The organism is Mucilaginibacter sp. P25, assembly GCF_050859465.1.
Lineage (GTDB): Bacteria > Bacteroidota > Bacteroidia > Sphingobacteriales > Sphingobacteriaceae > Mucilaginibacter > Mucilaginibacter gossypii.
Genome location: NZ_CP193937.1, coordinates 5,823,584 through 5,841,204, shown reverse-complemented (window position 1 = coordinate 5,841,204; position 17,621 = coordinate 5,823,584). Strand labels below are relative to the sequence as shown.

The following is a 17,621-nucleotide window of genomic DNA, read 5'->3' as shown; positions in this document are numbered from 1 at the left end:
TTGTCAGAAACAAAGTAAGGCATAGTTTAAAGTATAAAAGAGGGACATAACTATAAATTAAAGGGCGAGAAAATTATATTCAAGGTTGTTTTTCTGTTTTTAAGACAGCCTGATGTTTCTTCTACTCGCCTTTGTCCAATTGATATTTAATTTACCTGAGGTTTTTCAAACTCGTTTAATCGATAGGAGACCTGGAAATTTGCCCGGTGTTTTCTGATAAACTCTGATGGATTGACGCCGAATTGTTTGTGAAATTGTTCCCTGAAATATTTGATATCGCTGATCCCTACCTGTATTGCCGCCTCGTTGATATTACAATTGGTTTGGATAAGAAGCTCGGCAGCTTTACGCAGGCGAACAAACCTGATAAAGTTATTGATAGACTGACCGGTAGTGCTTTTGATCCTTTTAAATAATGTTGGATAGCTAATGCCGACTGCATCGGCAAGGGCATAAACATCAAAATTGTCGCTGTTGAAGTTTTGCTCAATAACAGCAATACAGTTGTTGAGCAGGTCTTTATTTTCCCGCGAAATATTAATGGCTATGTTTTCCTTCGTAACCTCCTTATAAAAATATTGCTGAAGTTTGGTTTTATTCCTCAACACACTTTTAACCCTTGCTGTGAGCAATTCTTTATCAAATGGTTTTCGCAAAAAGTCTATTGCGCCTTGTTCAAGGCTTTTAACCATAATATCGGGTGTGGTATCGCCGGTGAGCAAAATAACCGGGATATGCTTTATCGCCGCATCTTCCATAATCATTTTACATAAATCCAACCCGTTTATTCCGTCCATTACAATATCGCTGATGATCAGATCTGGTATATATTTTTTAATCAGCTCAAGACCGGTTGCTCCATCTTTTGCTTCAAGAACTAAATAGTCGGCAAAAAATATTTTTTGATATATGTCCTGATCTGTTCATTATCGTCAATAACAACGAGGGTATGCTTTTCCTGGCTAAACAGTTCAAGCTTCTGTAATTCACCATTCTCTTCAATCAGTTCTTTACTGTCATGATCTATAAGGTCATTTACAAAATTATAGTCAGGAACTGTTACAATATTTATCTCCTCTGCCGAAAAGTGTTTTATTCCTTTCGATAGCTTTAAGGTAAAGGTTGTTCCGCCATTTTTATTATTTAAATAATTTATCGTGCCCTTATGGTAATCAATAAATACTTTAACCAGGTACAAACCGATACCAAAGCCCTTTTTAAAATAATTATTGTCCTTTACCTGATAAAATTTATCAAACAGTTTATCGCCGGTGTCGGTATTGATACCAATGCCATTATCTGATATTTTAAAGTAAACATGTGTGTCATCTTCTTCTACAAAAATCTTGATGGTGCCATGATCAGGTGTAAACTTAACCGCATTCGAAATAAGGTTAAACAATGAGATCTCTATTTTTTCGACATCGGCAAATACCGCGATATTCCTGCTGGTTGTTTCAATGTTAAAATTCAGGTTTTTGATTTTAGCCTGATGTGCAAAGCACGAAAATACCTCTTCGCATACCCGTACAAAATTTATCTCACTTATATTTAACTGCGCGTTTTCGCTTTCAGTTTTGCGAAACAGCAGTAGGTGATCTACTAATCCTAATAAGCGGCGGGCATTCCTATATACTGTATTTAGCTCGTCCGAATGGCTTTTATTTTTGTCCAGCAGATCTTTGACAGGATTAATGATTAGCGTAAGTGGCGTTCTGAACTCGTGCGAAACATTGGTAAAAAAAGCGAGCTTTTTTCATTCAGTTCTTTTTCCTTTTCAACCTTTAAGTTAGCCAGGTTAATTTCAAATTTAAGCTTTGCCTGCTTTACCCGATATAAAAGATAAAGGTATATTATCCCAAAGATAATAACCAGGTATACCCCGTAGGCCCACAACGTTCTGTACCATGGCGGAAACACAATAACTTTAACACTGATCTGTTTCGGCATCCAGTTTCCCCGGGTGTCTGTAGCTTTGATCCTTAGCCTGTAGCAGCCTTCATTTAAATGAGTGTAATATGCAGATTTGGTCTTGCCCACATAGTTCCACCCATGGTCCCATCCCTCAAGATAATAAGCATATTCAATTTTATCCGGAAACGAATATTCGAGCGCCGTGTAATGAACGGTAAGCGCAGCCTGTTCATAATTAAGCTGGATTGTTTTAAGATCGGCTACAGATTGATTTTTGAGCAATTCGCTGGAGCCATCGGTTTCTAAATTGTCAATTTTCAGGCCGGTAATACGAAGATCGGGCCGATGGTCTGCTACCTGTATGCTGTCGGGATTAAAAATGTTAAATCCATTAATCCCTCCAAAGGCCATGTTGCCCGATTGAAGCCGGATAGCCGCGTTGTAATTAAATTGGAGGCTTTGCAAACCATCAGAAACAATATAATTTGTAAACTTATTTTTTGCCAGGGAAAACCTGCTTAAACCATTGTAAGTACTGCACCATAGGTTTTCTTTATTGTCGATAAGAATGTTAAGGATTGAGTTACCTGGCAAACCATTAGCCTTGGTATACCTCACACTGCTCATATCAGGAAGGTTGAATTTTAGCAATCCACCACCCTCAGTGCCAACCCATAAATGGTTTGAATTATCAGCCGCGATGGTTCTGATGCCATAGCCCACATTAAAAAAATGATGAGCCTTCTTAACGGTATCTATTTTAATGAGCCGGGTGTAATTACCTGCCCATAAGTTTCCATTACTGTCTTCAAATATAGCGTGTATGTTAACCAGGTTTTCATCAAATAGTTCAAAGCGGTCATTTTTTCGGTTATAAAGATATAATGGGCCACCCCTGGTAGTACCTGCCCATAAATGGTGCCTGGAATCTTCAAAAAGTTTCCATAGGTTTCTATCGGTTGTTTGGGTTAATGTATTATAGCAGTTGTAATGCTTGAATTTGCCGGTAGCTTTGCTAAACTGGTCAATACCACCGTTGAAAGAAGCAACCCATATTTTATTATCGAAGGTTTTAAGTATGCTTACAATAAAATCGGTACTTAAGCCTCCGCCGGTTGATGCATGAGTATAGCCGGTGTATAAATTATTTTTAATGTCCCAGTAAGAAAGCCCGCCGCCATCGGTGCCTATCCATAGGTTATGCTTTTCATCTTCGCAAAAGGAAAGAATAAAATTGTTGATCACACTGTTTTTGTTGAAGGGATCGTTGTTAAAAAGTGCAAATGGCTTTTTAAAATTGTCCACCACGCTAACCCCACCGCGCAGCGTTGCTATCCACTTTCTTGATTCCCTGTCATTATAAACAGCGGTAACAGCCCCACTGCGCAATGAACCCGCTTTGTTACCATTGGTAATAAAAGTGAGTTTGCCACTATCTGTATTTAAAATATTGATGCCGCCACCGTCGGTAGCTATCCAGATATTACCTTTTTCGTCGAGAGTTAAATTGGATATGTTATCGCTGGTAAGTTTATCAATAGCCAGTTGAAACCTCTTGATAGCTCGTGTTTTACTGTCAAATATAAACAAGCCGTTTTCAGTGCCTATCCAAAGGTTGCCCGCTTTATCTGAAAGCAGGCAACTGGCATTGTAAAGTTGAGTATTGATGATATTTATACGATCAGATTTTGGATCGTATAAACCCAGCCCGCGGTTTTTTACAAATACCCAAACGCCTGCCCGGGTAGGGCATAATGCTTTTACACTATAATTATATTGGTCGGTAAGCCTCGTTTGCAGGTAAAGTTTCCTGGTTTTATCATATCTCAATAATCCCAGCTCATCGGATCCTATATATATACTGCTATCCTTACCGGTTACAATAACATTTATATTTGAAGCTATTTTTAACCGGCGCCCGCTGTTGTGCTCCCGGAAATATTCCGGATAAAAATAAGAGTCGGGGTAATTATAAAAAACAAGCCCGCGTTGTGTGCCTATCAATATTTTGTTACCAACACCATTTAAGGCACTTATATGATTGTATGGGAGGGATTTGTTGTTGTTCCACTCGTTTCTGTAGACTTTAAATTCATCGCTGTCATACCGGTTTAAGCCATCATAAGTACCCATCCACATAAAACCATATTGATCCTGGTAGAGAGATGTAACCGCATTATTAGATAGTCCGTTTTCGATACCAAGATACCGCACGGGCTGCCCGGCTGTGAAACCAAAAACATTTAGGTAAACGAAAAGGAACAGGAAACTAAAGTATATTTTCGGATTTAAGATGTTATTTATCCTACTATGCAACATAAATTATTAGTTAATAACTGGTAAGTAAAAATATCAAAATGATTTACAAAAGTGTCTTGTTTTTTAATCCAAGTGATAATGTTACAAAGCAAGGGCAGAGTAGTGTTCAGGGTGATGTTTTGAGTATATGTTTATAAGCTAATTGCTTCTATACTACCAGATAGGTTTCTGTATCTTGATTTTTACAGGCAATTTATTTTACCCCCTTAAATTTAGGGTTTTACCCCTTTTTTTCTAATTCTATTATTGCATTTTTGATCAGCAGCCGATTAAACCGATATAGCAATCTGCTTTTTTATCTTTCGGGCAATAAACTAATAGTTAGATAATCAAAAAATATGTCATGATAAAGCGTGGACTCACTTTTTCAATACTGAATGTTTTATTTTTAATAAGCCTGCCCATATTGCTGGCGTTGAAAAGCCCGGACCCAAAATTGAAAGTTAAGTGGGAACAGCTTTTTAACGGAAAGGATTTAACGGATTGGACTGTTAAAATCAGGAAACATCAATTAAATGAAAATTTTGGTAACACCTTCAGGGTTGTTGATCATAAGATCCAGGTAAATTATGATCAATATGAAAAATTTGATGACCAGTTTGGGCATTTGTTTTACAAAAAGCCTTTTTCATATTATCTTATAGGTGTGGAGTATCGTTTCACAGGTAACCAGGTAAAAGGTGGCCCCGGATGGGCGTTTCGCAACAGCGGAATTATGATACATGGTCAGGATCCTAAAACTATGAAGGTAGACCAGGATTTTCCAATATCCATTGAGGTTCAGTTGTTGGGCGGCAATGGTAAAGATAAAAGGCCGACCGCGAACGTGTGCACCCCCGGTACACAGTACGTTTTAAATAACTCGGTTGTTAAAAGTCATTGCCTGGATTCAAAATCCGAAACCTTTCATGGCGATCAGTGGGTTAGGGTGGAGGCTCTTGTTTTGGGCGATTCGCTGGTGGTGCATTATGTAAACGGAGAAGAAGTGTTACGTTATCAGCGCCCGCAACTGGACCCGGTTGGCAGTACAGAGGAGGGTGCGTTGTTAAAAAGTGGTACAATTTCCCTGCAAAGCGAAAGTCATCCTGTTGAGTTTAGGAAAGTTGAAATTGTTGATCTTGAAAAATACGCGCATGATCGTCAGAAATTGGCCGACGTAGTTAAGCAGTTAACCGCTGAGAAACGGATTCCTAAACAATAAATAAAATAAAAAGACTAATTTGACTGCCTTTTACCTGTATAATTAAAAATAAAAATGTTAAAGTTTTCCTTAACCCTATTCCTCTGTTTATCTTTCTTTTTGACGTTCAAATATTTTGCAAATACCCGCAGTAACGAAGCGGGACCCACTAAACCAAATACTTTGGCTTCAATACGAGGACAAAGTCATTCTAAGAGCGATTCGCTCCATTGGCCAGCCGGCTTTACAATCACCAGGTTTGCCGGACCTGAGCTTACACCAAGTCCGGCTTGTTTAGCTGTGGCTGCCACAGGCGAGGTGTTTGTTGGCGTTGATATGATTGGTTCGCTGGGTAAAGACCCCGGAAAAGGGCGGATAATTAAACTTATCGATAGCGATAATGATGGTAAGTTAGATAAACATACAGATTTTGCTGATGTTGATGATCCGCGCGGTATACTCATCATGGGCGACCAGGTTTTTGTGCTTCATACAGTTTTTTCAAAAGAAACTCTTAAGGCAACTGGTATGATCCTTGAAGTTTTTGAAGATAAAGATCATGATGGCATAGCCGACGGGCCGCCAAAACCACTCGTCGAGCACCTGAGTAATGCTCACATGCTGGTTGAACGCGGAACAGACCATGCCACTAATGGCATCCGTATGGGGATTGATGGATGGATCTACATAGCTGTTGGCGATTTCGGCTTTCATGATGCTACCGACCGCGATGGTAAAAAACTGACCATGCTTGGCGGCGGCATTATAAGGGTAAGGCCTAATGGCGAAGAAATGGAGGTTTATACTCATGGTACCCGCAATATTTATGATGTTGCTATAGATCCGTACATGAATGTATTTACCCGAGACAATACCAATGATGGCGGCGGATGGAACATCCGTTTTTCGCATCATATTCAATCGGGCGAATATGGTTACCCCTTATTATTTCAGCATTTTACAGATGAGATTCTGCCCGCCCTGGTTGATTTGGGCGGAGGTTCAGGCACAGGTTCGCTATTTATGGATGAACCTACCTGGCCCGAAAAATATAACCATGTACCTATGACGGCCGACTGGGGACGGAGCGAACTTTATATTAATAGGGTAAAACCAGATGGTGCCAGTTTTAAACAAACTGAGGAACCGTTTATTGAACTACCTCAGATCACTGACCTTGATGTTGATGGTTCGGGGCGGCTTTATCTTTCAGCTTGGGATGGCGCGGGATATTCGGGCAGTGCATCAAAGGGCTATGTTATCAGGGCCATACCTAATGGATGGAACTATAAAGCATTTCCTGATGTTAAAGCGCTGGCCGTAGCTGATTTGGCCAATATGTTAAAATCAGAAAGCGCAGTGGCGAGATTAAATGCTTCACAGGAACTTATTACCAGGCCGGCTGACGAAAGCAGCAAGGCAGCTTTTGCCATAGCATCAGATGCGAGTGTTGCTTTATATGCACGGGTGGCTGCTCTTTTTACTTACGGACAAATTGCCCGGGAGAGCGGAATAGCTAACCTTGTACAACTTACGGAGGATAATGCTCTGAGGGAATTTGCATTACGAGCCTTAACAGACAGGAAAGAAGGAATAGCACAAGTGCCAATAGCTCCCTTTTTGAACGGGCTGAAAGATCCGTCTCCGCGCGTGAAAGCTGCGGCAATTATAGGTTTGGGTCGTCTTGGCCGTTTAGAAGCCGCTCCTCAATTGCTTAAAACGCAAGTTCCTGCAAGTTTTGCAGCACCTGCTAAAAATACCGAAGGGCCGCACGCCACGCCCAATTCGGCCATAATACTGCCCCATCTGGCTGTGAGGGCACTTGTAAGCATGAATGCGGTTGATGAATGCGTTAGTGCAATTGGAACTACCAATTCGACATTAGCATTATGGGCATTGCGGTATATGTACGATACTAAAGCGGTAAACGGTTTGATTGTCGCTTATCCCAAAATCAAAGATGTAAAAACAAAGAAACAAATATTGGTAACCCTGGCACGCCTTTATAAGCAGGAAGCTCCCTATGATGCATCCTGGTGGTGGGGAACCCGGCCCGATTCACATGGCCCAATTTATAAGGGTATAACCTGGGGTGGCTCGGCTCGTATCGAGAAGTTCCTGACGCTTGAACGAAGCAAAGCAGGCGCTGCCGGCAAGCAATTTTATGCTGACCTGAATGAGCGCCACCAAATGGGGATCACGGCTTTTGGCGGCGAGGAAAAAAGTGTTCCAACAAAAGAGATTAAAGTAGATTTGTCAAAGATCCTGAACAAAAAAGGGCAGATCGGTAATTCATCTATTGAAGATGTGATGTTAATGTTAGCCAAAGTTAAAGGAGATCCAAAGAAAGGAAAGGCACTCTTTACGCAGCAAGGTTGTGTAGCCTGCCATAGCCTTACCCGTGGCGAAAAATTAAAAGGCCCGTTTATGGGACAGATAGGATCTATCATGAACCGCCAGCAAATTGCCGAATCCATCTTAAAACCCAGCGCTTCTATTTCGCAGGGATTTGCCACTGTGATGATCACAGCTAAAGGGAATAAAAATTATATGGGATTTATTACAGATGAGTCTGCCCAAAAAATAGTGATGAGAAACATTACCGGAGATGTATTTACCATTAAATCCAGCGATGTGATTACCAGGAAGGAACTGAAAACATCTATGATGCCTGTTGGGCTTGCCAATGCATTATCATATGATGAATTTGCATCACTGGTTACTTTTCTATCTCAGCAAAAAAATTAAAGATGAGGAAGAAGTCTGAAGCTGCTTGAAAACCAGCGGTTATAAAGTATCTTCGTGTTTAATTAGTTGGCAACTTGCTTCTTATTTAGCAGGTTGCCTGCTCAAATTTAAACTACACTATGCAACACAAAGCTATATCGCTTAGGCCATTCATCGGCGCTAAAGATTTTGAAATATCGCGAAGTTTTTATCGCGACCTGGGATTTGAAGAGGTTGTACTGGATGCCAATATGTCGGTGTTCAAGACAGGTCAGCTGGCATTTTATCTTCAGAACGCTTACGTTAAAGATTGGGTTGATAACACCATGTTGTTTCTGGAAGTTGATGATGTTGCCCGCTACTGGAACGAGTTGCTGGCTCTTGATCTGCCTGCAAAATATGCCGGCGTAAGATTAACCCCAATCCGTGTAGAGCAATGGGGTAGGGAATGTTTTTTACATGACCCTTCCGGAATCCTCTGGCATTTTGGTGAATTCTTTAACAAGCCTTAATTTTTTTCTGTGCCCTAAAGCCGGAAAATAATGGGCCCACCACATCCCAATTTCGGGCAAGCTTCAGTGATTTTTGATACTCTGGATTGATCGATGTATTCGTAGGAGAACAACGTGCTCTGCTTGTAGCAAATGATGTAAAAAATCAATGAAATCTCCGGTGAGTACTTACTGTATCATAAATCATGATCAGCCTCTTCTTTTTTTGCCTTACTCAGATTCTTAAGCGATATATAGTTTTGGATTGACTGTACTAACAGAAGGGTTAACAGGGTTAACACAATTTAGGGTTGTTTTGCATATCTGATTAATAATCATTTAATTGTGTGTTTTTTTCCGGAAACATGTTAACCCCCTTTTGAATAAATATTATCGGTTAGATTTCAATTCTTAGGTAAGGATTGTCTGTTTAATTTTTATACAGCCTTAATCTATTTATCCAAAAGAATCCAACTACTCCTGCCTTTCTATCTAATATTAATTATCATGTCACTGCATAGTAATAATTTGTACAAATATTTAAAACAAATGTTTTAATCAAACGATTGATTAATTTGTGCCATTATTTAAGACAAAAAAATTTATCAAATGGCCGAGTCAGGATTTAAAAAGTGGATCATTACCATCACGGTAATCATTGCTTCATTGTTAGAATTAATAGATACCACCATCGTTAACGTTTCCATTCCTCAAATTCAGGGTAACCTTGGGGCCACCATAACTGATGCTGCCTGGGTAGTTACGGGTTACAGCGTAGCAAACGTTATCATTTTGCCCATGTCGGGCTGGTTGAGTAGTTTTTTCGGTCGTAAAAACTATTTTTTAACGTCCATCATTGTATTTACCATTGCCTCGTTTTTATGCGGTAATTCCAGCAGTCTTACGGAGCTTGTTGCTTTCCGGATTTTACAGGGCTTAGCAGGTGGCGGTTTGCTTTCAACATCACAGGCTATCCTGATTGAAACATGGCCGGCAGAACAGTTAGGCACTGCAACAGCTTTATTTGGATTGGGCGCAGTAGTAGGGCCAACCATAGGCCCTACAATTGGTGGTTACATAACAGACCATGCGGCATGGCGTTGGATCTTTTACGTGAATATCCCTGTAGGCATCCTTGCATCGATATTTACAGTGATGTACGTAAAAGTGACATCCCGAGATGGCAAGGACAAACCTATTGACTGGTGGGGGATTGCTTTGTTAGCAATTACGGTAGGAAGTTTACAAACAATATTAGAGAAGGGAGAGGATGAAGACTGGTTTGCCACTACTTATATTATTGTACTCAGCTGTACAGCGGTTATCGGCCTGCTGCTTTTCTTGTGGCGTGAGTTAAGCACCGATCATCCTATTGTTAATTTCAAGATCATGCGGCACCGCAGCTTTTCGGCCGGGATGGTTACTTCCTTTATACTTGGTGTTGGCTTGTATGGGTCGCAGTTCGTTTTTCCGGTTTTTTGTCAAAACCTGCTGGGGTTTTCGGCACAGCAAACCGGCGAGATCCTGCTGCCGGGTGGTTTGTTCACCATTATGATGATGCCTTTTGTGGGTATTATGCTTAATAAAGGTTTACCTGCACAGTTTATGGCTGTGGGGGGCATGATATTGTTCTTCATTTTCTCCTGGTTTATGAGCGGCTCGACGCTGGTATCAGGTACCGGCGATTTCTTTTGGCCTTTGGCTATCAGGGGGATCGGTTTGTCACTCCTTTTTGTTCCGCTTACTACTATTGCCATCGGTGGCTTAAAGGGGGCTGAGATAGGGCAGGGAACCGGCTTAAATAATATGATGCGTCAGCTTGGCGGTTCGTTTGGTATTGCCGGGTTAAATACGCTGATCCATATCCGCGTGGCAACGCACCGCAATAACTTGTTAAGTAATATCAATCCGTATAATAACTATTTTACCGATAGATATAACGCACTTTTGCACGGGTTTATGGCTAAAGGGAAATCTTTTTTTGATGCTTCAAAAATGGCCTATGCCGCTATTGACGGTACTGTAAACAAGCAAAGCACACTGCTAAGTTATAACGACGCTTACATTGTGGTTGGTTGGGTGATGCTGGCAGCCATTCCGCTGATATTTTTAGCGCCGATTGTAAAAGGGCAAAAGGCTGTGGCTGATACACATTAATCAGCCCCGGATGATATATGTTTTTGAATGACTAAATTTGAAACATATATCATCCATGACTACAATAGCCGAAACAACAACCGAAGAAAAATACTGAATGCTGCAAGGAGCATCTTCACTAAAAAGGGCTTCCTGGCAACTACTGTACGGGACATAGCTACCGAGGCCAATACCAACGTGGCATCGGTTAACTATTATTTCCGCAGTAAGGAAAATCTTTTTGAGTTTATCATGGACGAGAACCATAAAAAAGCTTTTTGATAAAATTGAACCGGTTTTAAACGACGAGGCTTCTACCGCTATTGAAAAGATAGAGATTTGCGTAGGGTATTATATCGACCAGCTTTTAGAAAATCCTGATTTTCCATTTTTTATGGTAAACGAAGTGCTTGCAGGGCACACCACCTTGCCCATGGTCGAAAAAATTAAGACATTAACCGATTCTGTTTTTGCCAGGCAGCTTTATGCATTGCAGGCCGATGGCGTCATGAAATTTCATCCCATTAACCTGATGTGGAATATTGCCGGTATGATTGTTTTCCCTTTTCTTGTGCGACCGAGGCAATTGGAGGCAGGCTATTTTGATGCCGCCGAATTTACAACGATGATAAAGGAAAGAAAGAAGCTGATTCCAATTTGGATAGCACAGGCTTTAAAGGGTGTGTAGGAATATTGATATTATCAAAATAATTTATTCCCCAACGGCCTTCATGGTAAACATGCTGCTGTAATACTTACGGTAGCGTAACCCAGCAGCAGGTTAGGTACTGCAAGTGTAACACCCATGAGCCAGCCCGATGTCGCACTAAAAACGTATGAAACAATAAAGCATTTAAACTGACCGGGAATAATACAACGGTCGAAAACGGCGCGTAACGATTAAATATCAATGATAGTCCGCTAACTATTTGTATGACATTTTGCATAGGATAAAAAATATCCCTTGCCTTTGGGCGTGCTATGAAAGCCACTGCTTTGCCTGCGTGAAGCGATTGATAGGTTATGAAATGTAAAAAGTAATTGAGCCCGAATATCAGATAAAGCGAGTCGGGCAGTACACGGTAAATCAACGTTGTGTTTTTCATGAAGTGTTAATAGCCAGGCTTAATTTATTGAAGATTCCGCGGTCAAAGTCATATTCCGAAAATATATGATTGATCTTCCTGGAAAATAGAAATAAGCAACTTGGAGAGCCCAATAGCTCCAGGGAAAGTTTTACCTCGCGATAATATGCAAATGCTCTTCTTTTAAAAAGTCATGCAAATCAACTTCCAAAACCTTTGCTATATCAATGAGTCTGGCAAGGGTCAGTTTAACATTTCCTAATTCAATTTTACTGAACGTGTTTTGTGATACGTTGAGCTTGTAGGCAACGTAAAACTGAGTGTAATTTTTTCTTGCCTTACTGTACGGATCCTGTTGGCTATAAGTTTTTCGGTGAGCATTTGTTGTTGCTGGTTTCAATTATAAACGTAATTGTGAACGCCCCGGATTGGAAATGCATGTAATAAACAGGTGAGTTGTTTATTATGCCGAAAACTTAGCTTTACTCTAAAATAGGGTATTATTAACTTGTTGATAATTAGATTTTTGTGTGTATTTTTGATTGATTGTAAATCTGTTAGCTGCCGTGAATCGTAGTTTCTTCCAAACTAATTGAAATAATAATTTATGAAAAAAATGATCATCGCGGCCTTTGCATTAGTAGCTTTTGCAGTAGTCCCTAAAGTCAACGCTCAAACCAAAATGGTAGGCGGCGCGGCTATGTACCCCACCAAAGATATTATTGATAATGCTGTAAATTCAAAAGATCACACTACACTTGTTGCCGCTGTTAAGGCAGCGGGCCTGGTTGAAACCCTAAAGGGCGAGGGCCCGTTCACCGTTTTTGCGCCAACTAATGAAGCATTTAGTAAACTGCCGAAAGAGACCGTTCCAACTTTATTAAAACCAGAGAATAAAGCAACGCTGACCAAGATCCTAACTTATCACGTAGTAGCAGGCCGTTTAAGCTCGGCAGATTTATGGACTAAAGTTAAGGCAGGTATGGGGAAAGCTGAACTAAAAACTGTAGCGGGCGGTACACTTACTGTTATGGCAAAAGGCAAAAAACTATACCTTGTCGACGAAAAAGGTGATAAATCATGGGTCACCATTGCCGATGTGTTTCAAAAAAATGGTGTTATCCATGTAGTTAATACTGTGCTGATGCCTAACTAATAGAAGCCCAAATATAAAAGAACGAAGCCCTGTTGCTTAAAAAAGCGCCGGGCTTTTTTATTGGGGTACGCCAGTACACGAGGCGAATTAAATTGTATTTAGTTGATTTTGTATGGATTACGCCGGATTTAGTTTAAATTAGGTTAAAAGTATCCATATGGAAAACTACTGGCAGGAAAAAAGGAATGGCTCAATAAATTGACCCTGGAAGATGCAAAGTTCATATTTGAACAGGCCGAAAAATCATATAACTACACCATAGAAACTGCAAAGGGTATTTATGAACGATCAAACGGATTATTAACCCTGGTTTCAGGTGTTTTAATTGGTCTTGTGGCTTATGCTATCGGAAAATGGAAGGATACACCTCACCTGGATAGTTTGTTGTTTACAGCAATTGTAGGGATCTTTTATTTTTTGATAGTAGGTTTAATGTTTGTACTGCAAGGCTTAACCCCAAGTGAATATCTTTTGCCAGGTACAAATCCCAAAGTATACTTTGATAAGGCATTTTTCCATAAGGATATTGCTGATGATGAAAGGATCCTGAGGTTTTACAAAGTTGAGATCATCAATTACCAGGAACGGATTGAGCAAAACACAAAGAAAAACGATTATAGATGGAATATTTACGTACTTTGTTTACGGGCAATATTTTTTTCGCCCATAGTTATGGGGATAGCTTTTGCTATTGCAACTATAGCTTCCTGACTACTCCGCTCCCAGATAATCCGCCTGATCAGACGATGACAGGTCGTTATCATCCCATAAACCGGGGGTATCTATATCCCCTTCCAAATAGGGCTCGCTGTCTTCGGCACAAGGCATGGCCTCATCAAGGTTAATGTCTGACCTGCCCACACGGCCCTTGCCTGATGTTTTGATATCCCATATATCAGGGATATTTCCACTGTCTTCTTCAGGGGTTGGGGTTTCGTCAGGATCTGGAAATTGGCTCATAATCAAATAATTATTGCTAAATAAAGTTAAATGATAATTTGCATAATACCAAATTGAAATATATTTCCAGGTTCTTAGAACAGCTTCCTCAGGGTCTGTCGAAAGAGTCCTCTCAATGTTTATCTCATGCGTTCTTTAATGCCGACAAATCACATTGCAGATCTTTATCCCAATTACCCGTTTTAGCCGCGGCGTCATACGTGGATTGCAAAAATTGAAGCAGAGTCCGTTCCGGGTCGGCCGATCGGGAAACAACTTCGTAGGTCAATAAAAACTCACCCATTTCCCCGCTGTAAAATGCTTCGGGAGGCGATACTTGCTGTTTGGCAAAATCTTCGGGAGTAGGGTAGCAATATGCGTAAAAAACGGGATGAGGGAAGGCATCTGAGCCTGGCCAAAAGCCGCATGAGCTTACTTCCTGCGAATAGGCTTCCTGCATTACTATCGCGGGCATATTGGGAACGCTGCCCTGGTGTTTTGGTGCAGGCCTGCCCGAAAAGCGGGTGACCGCCAGGTCAAATCCTCCCCAAAAGAAATGTACCGGGCTATTTTTTCCTTGAAACCCGGCCCTGAACTCTGTGAAAACATTATGGATCCTTACCAGCGCCTGCCAGTAATCATGCATAATGGAAGCATTATAGTTACATGGCGTATGATTTTTGGCAAAAGGAATAGCCGGCTCCACTTCATTCGGCACTGCATATATTTCTACGCCTGCATTAACTGAAGCAATGCTATTCATCAGGGAACTGTAAAAGGCGGACACGCTTCCGGTACCGAGCCCAAACGATCGTTTTTCTCCGGTACTGGTGGATATATTCAGGGTATGACTGATAAAATCAAGATCTATCTGGAAAACGCCGCCCTCAAATGGCATACTTCCGGTAGTTAGACCGGTTGAACTTACATAAAGGGTTACCTGCCATGAATGATTGATCCAGGGCATTTGTTTTAGTCTTACCTTACCAATGATTTGAGTCCACATATGAACACTTGCAAGGGTATCTTTAAGATCATGGTAATCGAGCCTAGGCCAGCGTGTTGTTGTCGGGTTGCTCATAGGTGTAATTTGTTGAGTTAAATCGCTTAATCCTAAATTACAAATGTTTTGCGGGATGTTAGCTTTAATTTTCAGTCAAATAAAAATTAAAGCGGACACCTCAATTTTTGCTTCACTGTCACATTTTTATATCATTTGTTCCTGTTAACGGTGAGCTAACATGAGTGGGCTAAGTTGGCTGCCGAAAGTATTACAAAATAAAAAGATCGACAAAATTACTTATGGTACTAACCACTAACAGGAACATTGGACTGTTAATTAAAACCGGTTTAATAATTATGGTTGCGGGCTGCATCAGCGGTTCGGCATTGGGGCAATCGGCCCATGTAAACCCCTGGGCTCAAAAACCGCTGGGTACACTGCCGCCGCCGGCCAGTCTCAGTCAGGGTATCTGGCTTAAAGGCGAGCTGCATATGCACTCCAGGCATAGCAAGGAGTCGTCAAATAATTCAATCAGCAAGATCATTACTTTTTGCAAGTTGGTAGGGATCGATTTCCTGGCTATTACCGATCACGATAATCATGTAGAAGGCGACGTAGCCCACAATACCTGGGCTGATCCGGAGTTTAAATCAGATTCGGTATTGCTGCTTTACGCTGCCGAATGGACAACTACCCGCGGCCACGGCAACGCCTTTTCGGCCAGGCCTTATAATCATCAGCAGTTATACGATGTGCGCGATCAGCGTGATACTGTTGTTGGGCGCATAAAGAATAAACTTGGTATTCACCTGTCGGCAAACCATCCCAGCGGTAAAGATCATTTTGGGTATTCGTATGATATGGTTAATTCTATCGAAGTATGGAATTCGGCCATCTGGTCAAAAAATGCCAATGCGATCATGATCTGGGATGATATGCTTTCATCGGGCCGAAAGCTAACCGGCAGGGGAGGGAGCGATGCTCATCACGGCGTGCCTGTAGGGGATGAAAAACCAGGCCCTAATACTTACCAGGCTAAAGCCAATTATGCAGGAACGCCTACTACCTGGGTATTTGCAACTGCACGTACTAAGCAAGCCGTTATTGACGCCTTAACCAACGGACGGGTATCCATAAGTTCAAACCCATATGCTCCCCGTGTTGAGTTTTATGCTGATTTAAATGGCGACGATAAAATGGATATGATGATGGGGGATAATGTAAAGGCAACAGGTAAGCCGGTTAAATTTAAAGTTCAGTTAACCGGGAACAGTATAAAGGATACTACCTACACTATCAATGTGGTAAAAAACGGCAACCCGTTTGGTGCTTTTAAAATGGAAGGAAAAATGCCCATGATTGAATTTACCGATACACCGGCAATAGCCGGCCGTACTTATTACCGGGTGACGGTAGAAGGGCCGTCTACACCTTACCCTCAGGTGCCGCAATCAGCAGCACTGAGCGGTAATATGGTAGGATTGTCAAACCCGATCTGTTTTAATTTTGATCCGAATTTCTGACAACCGAATATAATAGGGAAAACCGTACACGAGCTTACTGTGTACGGTTTCTTGTTGTAACTATTAACTAAAAGAACGAAGCTGCAGTTAAAAGTGTTGGTGTTTTATAATAATTGTTAAAACCCCAATTCAATACGGATTTGTTTAGTTTAATAAGGTCAGTATGTCATCAATTATGTGATGTAACAGGATATAAAAAGAGCCGCATTATGCAATGCAAAACGGCTCTTTTTTGATTTTTTATTATTTGTGTTTGATAGTTTCTTCAATAACACGATCACCTGTACCGGCTGGGTACCTGTAATTTAGTATGAAGCTTTTAGTCGCAGGGTCATAAATGCTTTTCTTCCCGGCAACAGGTAATAACGGTTGGGTTGCACTAACATTACCAGAAACGGTTACCTCGTTTGTAGCTTCATTTACAGTCAGGGTCATTGATCCGCCAATATCACCAATTTCTGTGCTTACGGCTGTAGCACCAGCTGTAGTAAGGATTTTATCCCGATCAATTGCTCGGTCGCCATTCACAGGATGGTGAAAAATACCAGTTGAGTGGTATTCACCATCATACTTGTTTTTGATAGCGAAGAAGGTGTATAGCGTGTCCTTGCTTTCAGCATGGACGGTTAAACCGGCAGCGTCACTGATTATATAAGCAAGCGCGTATTTTTTTGTCAGATCAAATTTACTTCCATTTAATTTGATGGTAAAATAGTTCTGGAAGTCGCCAGGAGCAAATTTAGCATTTAGGTTTCCCGAAGTTCCGGCAGTAACTTTGGTGCTGCTTATTGTATACAGACTTGTTGGCAGTAATTCATACTCCGTATCGTTATTTTCGTTGTATTTATCAATTGCGTCTGGAATTGCTTTTAAGACCACAGTTTGATCTTTTTGCAAATCAGCAGCGCTTTTTGCGTCGCGTTTGATAGAAAATACATCAACAGTTTTAATGTTTGTGAATGGATCAAAGAAATGCTGTTGTTCAAGACCGTCTGGAAAGCCGACAAACGACTTGCCATTGTCCATAGCCTGCCCGCCAACCTTATCAGCAATGGTTTCTTTCCGGCAGCCTGAAAAAGCAATCGCAGATCCGATACAGGCAACAAGCAAATATTTATTGAATATGTTCTTTTTCATGTTGTGTCAAT

The 17,621-nt window shown here is 41.0% G+C and carries 16 protein-coding genes; 9 read left to right on the top strand and 7 right to left on the bottom strand.

From position 1 onward, the window contains the following. Window positions 1-146: 146 nt before the first annotated feature. From ACRQ5D_RS29410 to ACRQ5D_RS29400, 3 genes are read right to left on the bottom strand one after another with little or no spacing between them, the layout of a single operon-like run. Window positions 147-827, bottom strand: a complete 681-nt coding sequence (locus ACRQ5D_RS29410; RefSeq protein ID WP_431200893.1) for a helix-turn-helix domain-containing protein — start codon at window positions 825-827, stop codon at window positions 147-149. A 50-nt stretch (window positions 828-877) separates the two neighbouring features. After that, entirely contained in the window at window positions 878-1,696 is an 819-nt protein-coding gene (locus ACRQ5D_RS29405) for a sensor histidine kinase (RefSeq protein ID WP_432329904.1), read from the bottom strand. 2 nt (window positions 1,697-1,698) lie between these two features. Next, window positions 1,699-4,233: a ligand-binding sensor domain-containing protein gene (locus ACRQ5D_RS29400; protein ID WP_432327486.1), complete on the bottom strand. Its 2,535-nt coding sequence runs from the start codon at window positions 4,231-4,233 to the stop codon at window positions 1,699-1,701. A 343-nt stretch (window positions 4,234-4,576) separates the two neighbouring features. Here ACRQ5D_RS29400 and ACRQ5D_RS29395 point away from each other — a divergent pair, with 343 nt between their 5' ends. From ACRQ5D_RS29395 to ACRQ5D_RS29370, 6 genes are all read left to right on the top strand, one after another. Then, the gene (locus tag ACRQ5D_RS29395; protein ID WP_091162440.1) at window positions 4,577-5,434 is read left to right on the top strand and encodes a 3-keto-disaccharide hydrolase; all 858 of its coding nucleotides are present in this window, start codon (window positions 4,577-4,579) and stop codon (window positions 5,432-5,434) included. Between the two features lie 162 nt (window positions 5,435-5,596). Further along, window positions 5,597-8,161, top strand: coding sequence for a DUF7133 domain-containing protein (locus tag ACRQ5D_RS29390; RefSeq protein WP_218134329.1), 2,565 nt, complete (start codon window positions 5,597-5,599; stop codon window positions 8,159-8,161). A gap of 119 nt (window positions 8,162-8,280) precedes the next feature. Further along, window positions 8,281-8,652, top strand: a complete 372-nt coding sequence (locus ACRQ5D_RS29385) for a glyoxalase (RefSeq protein WP_091162444.1) — start codon at window positions 8,281-8,283, stop codon at window positions 8,650-8,652. Between the two features lie 588 nt (window positions 8,653-9,240). Continuing rightward, window positions 9,241-10,788, top strand: a complete 1,548-nt coding sequence (locus ACRQ5D_RS29380) for a DHA2 family efflux MFS transporter permease subunit (RefSeq protein WP_091162446.1) — start codon at window positions 9,241-9,243, stop codon at window positions 10,786-10,788. 27 nt (window positions 10,789-10,815) lie between these two features. Next, a complete protein-coding gene (locus ACRQ5D_RS29375; RefSeq protein ID WP_432327483.1) occupies window positions 10,816-11,049 on the top strand; it encodes a TetR family transcriptional regulator in 234 nt (77 codons plus the stop codon). Beyond that, entirely contained in the window at window positions 11,009-11,455 is a 447-nt protein-coding gene (locus tag ACRQ5D_RS29370; RefSeq protein WP_432327481.1) for a hypothetical protein, read from the top strand. The genes ACRQ5D_RS29375 and ACRQ5D_RS29370 overlap by 41 nt, the downstream gene beginning before the upstream one ends. A 548-nt stretch (window positions 11,456-12,003) precedes the next feature. Here the strand turns inward: ACRQ5D_RS29370 and ACRQ5D_RS29365 are convergent. Further along, window positions 12,004-12,252 carry a helix-turn-helix domain-containing protein gene (locus ACRQ5D_RS29365; protein WP_431198600.1) on the bottom strand — a complete coding sequence of 83 codons (249 nt, stop codon included), beginning with the start codon at window positions 12,250-12,252 and terminating at the stop codon, window positions 12,004-12,006. A 207-nt stretch (window positions 12,253-12,459) separates the two neighbouring features. Here ACRQ5D_RS29365 and ACRQ5D_RS29360 point away from each other — a divergent pair, with 207 nt between their 5' ends. Continuing rightward, complete coding sequence (locus tag ACRQ5D_RS29360; RefSeq protein ID WP_091162452.1) at window positions 12,460-13,008, top strand: fasciclin domain-containing protein; 549 nt, start codon at window positions 12,460-12,462, stop codon at window positions 13,006-13,008. Window positions 13,009-13,206: 198 nt separating this feature from the next. Further along, complete coding sequence (locus ACRQ5D_RS29355) at window positions 13,207-13,719, top strand: hypothetical protein (protein WP_431198599.1); 513 nt, start codon at window positions 13,207-13,209, stop codon at window positions 13,717-13,719. Here the strand turns inward: ACRQ5D_RS29355 and ACRQ5D_RS29350 are convergent, their stop codons facing one another. Together ACRQ5D_RS29350 and ACRQ5D_RS29345 are read right to left on the bottom strand one after the other, a co-directional pair. Then, window positions 13,720-13,968 carry a hypothetical protein gene (locus ACRQ5D_RS29350; RefSeq protein WP_091162456.1) on the bottom strand — a complete coding sequence of 83 codons (249 nt, stop codon included), beginning with the start codon at window positions 13,966-13,968 and terminating at the stop codon, window positions 13,720-13,722. A 124-nt stretch (window positions 13,969-14,092) separates the two neighbouring features. After that, window positions 14,093-15,028: a DUF5996 family protein gene (locus ACRQ5D_RS29345; RefSeq protein WP_176844332.1), complete on the bottom strand. Its 936-nt coding sequence runs from the start codon at window positions 15,026-15,028 to the stop codon at window positions 14,093-14,095. Between the two features lie 221 nt (window positions 15,029-15,249). On the opposite strand from ACRQ5D_RS29345, the gene ACRQ5D_RS29340 reads away from it, so the two are divergent. Continuing rightward, window positions 15,250-16,473, top strand: coding sequence for a CehA/McbA family metallohydrolase (locus tag ACRQ5D_RS29340; RefSeq protein WP_091162460.1), 1,224 nt, complete (start codon window positions 15,250-15,252; stop codon window positions 16,471-16,473). Window positions 16,474-16,716: 243 nt separating this feature from the next. On the opposite strand, the gene ACRQ5D_RS29335 is transcribed toward ACRQ5D_RS29340, so the two are convergent. Continuing rightward, a complete protein-coding gene (locus ACRQ5D_RS29335; protein ID WP_091162462.1) occupies window positions 16,717-17,610 on the bottom strand; it encodes a BT_3987 domain-containing protein in 894 nt (297 codons plus the stop codon). Window positions 17,611-17,621 lie beyond the last annotated feature (11 nt).

Bases quoted from the DNA above. Each gene is read 5' to 3' on its own strand.
- ACRQ5D_RS29400 (WP_432327486.1), bottom strand. From the start codon at position 4,233: ATGTTGCATAGTAGGATAAATAACATCTTAAATCCGAAAATATACTTT.
- ACRQ5D_RS29395 (WP_091162440.1), top strand. From the start codon at position 4,577: ATGATAAAGCGTGGACTCACTTTTTCAATACTGAATGTTTTATTTTTA.
- ACRQ5D_RS29385 (WP_091162444.1), top strand. From the start codon at position 8,281: ATGCAACACAAAGCTATATCGCTTAGGCCATTCATCGGCGCTAAAGAT.
- ACRQ5D_RS29380 (WP_091162446.1), top strand. From the start codon at position 9,241: ATGGCCGAGTCAGGATTTAAAAAGTGGATCATTACCATCACGGTAATC.
- ACRQ5D_RS29375 (WP_432327483.1), top strand. From the start codon at position 10,816: ATGACTAAATTTGAAACATATATCATCCATGACTACAATAGCCGAAAC.
- ACRQ5D_RS29360 (WP_091162452.1), top strand. From the start codon at position 12,460: ATGAAAAAAATGATCATCGCGGCCTTTGCATTAGTAGCTTTTGCAGTA.
- ACRQ5D_RS29350 (WP_091162456.1), bottom strand. From the start codon at position 13,968: ATGAGCCAATTTCCAGATCCTGACGAAACCCCAACCCCTGAAGAAGAC.
- ACRQ5D_RS29345 (WP_176844332.1), bottom strand. From the start codon at position 15,028: ATGAGCAACCCGACAACAACACGCTGGCCTAGGCTCGATTACCATGAT.
- ACRQ5D_RS29340 (WP_091162460.1), top strand. From the start codon at position 15,250: ATGGTACTAACCACTAACAGGAACATTGGACTGTTAATTAAAACCGGT.
- ACRQ5D_RS29335 (WP_091162462.1), bottom strand. From the start codon at position 17,610: ATGAAAAAGAACATATTCAATAAATATTTGCTTGTTGCCTGTATCGGA.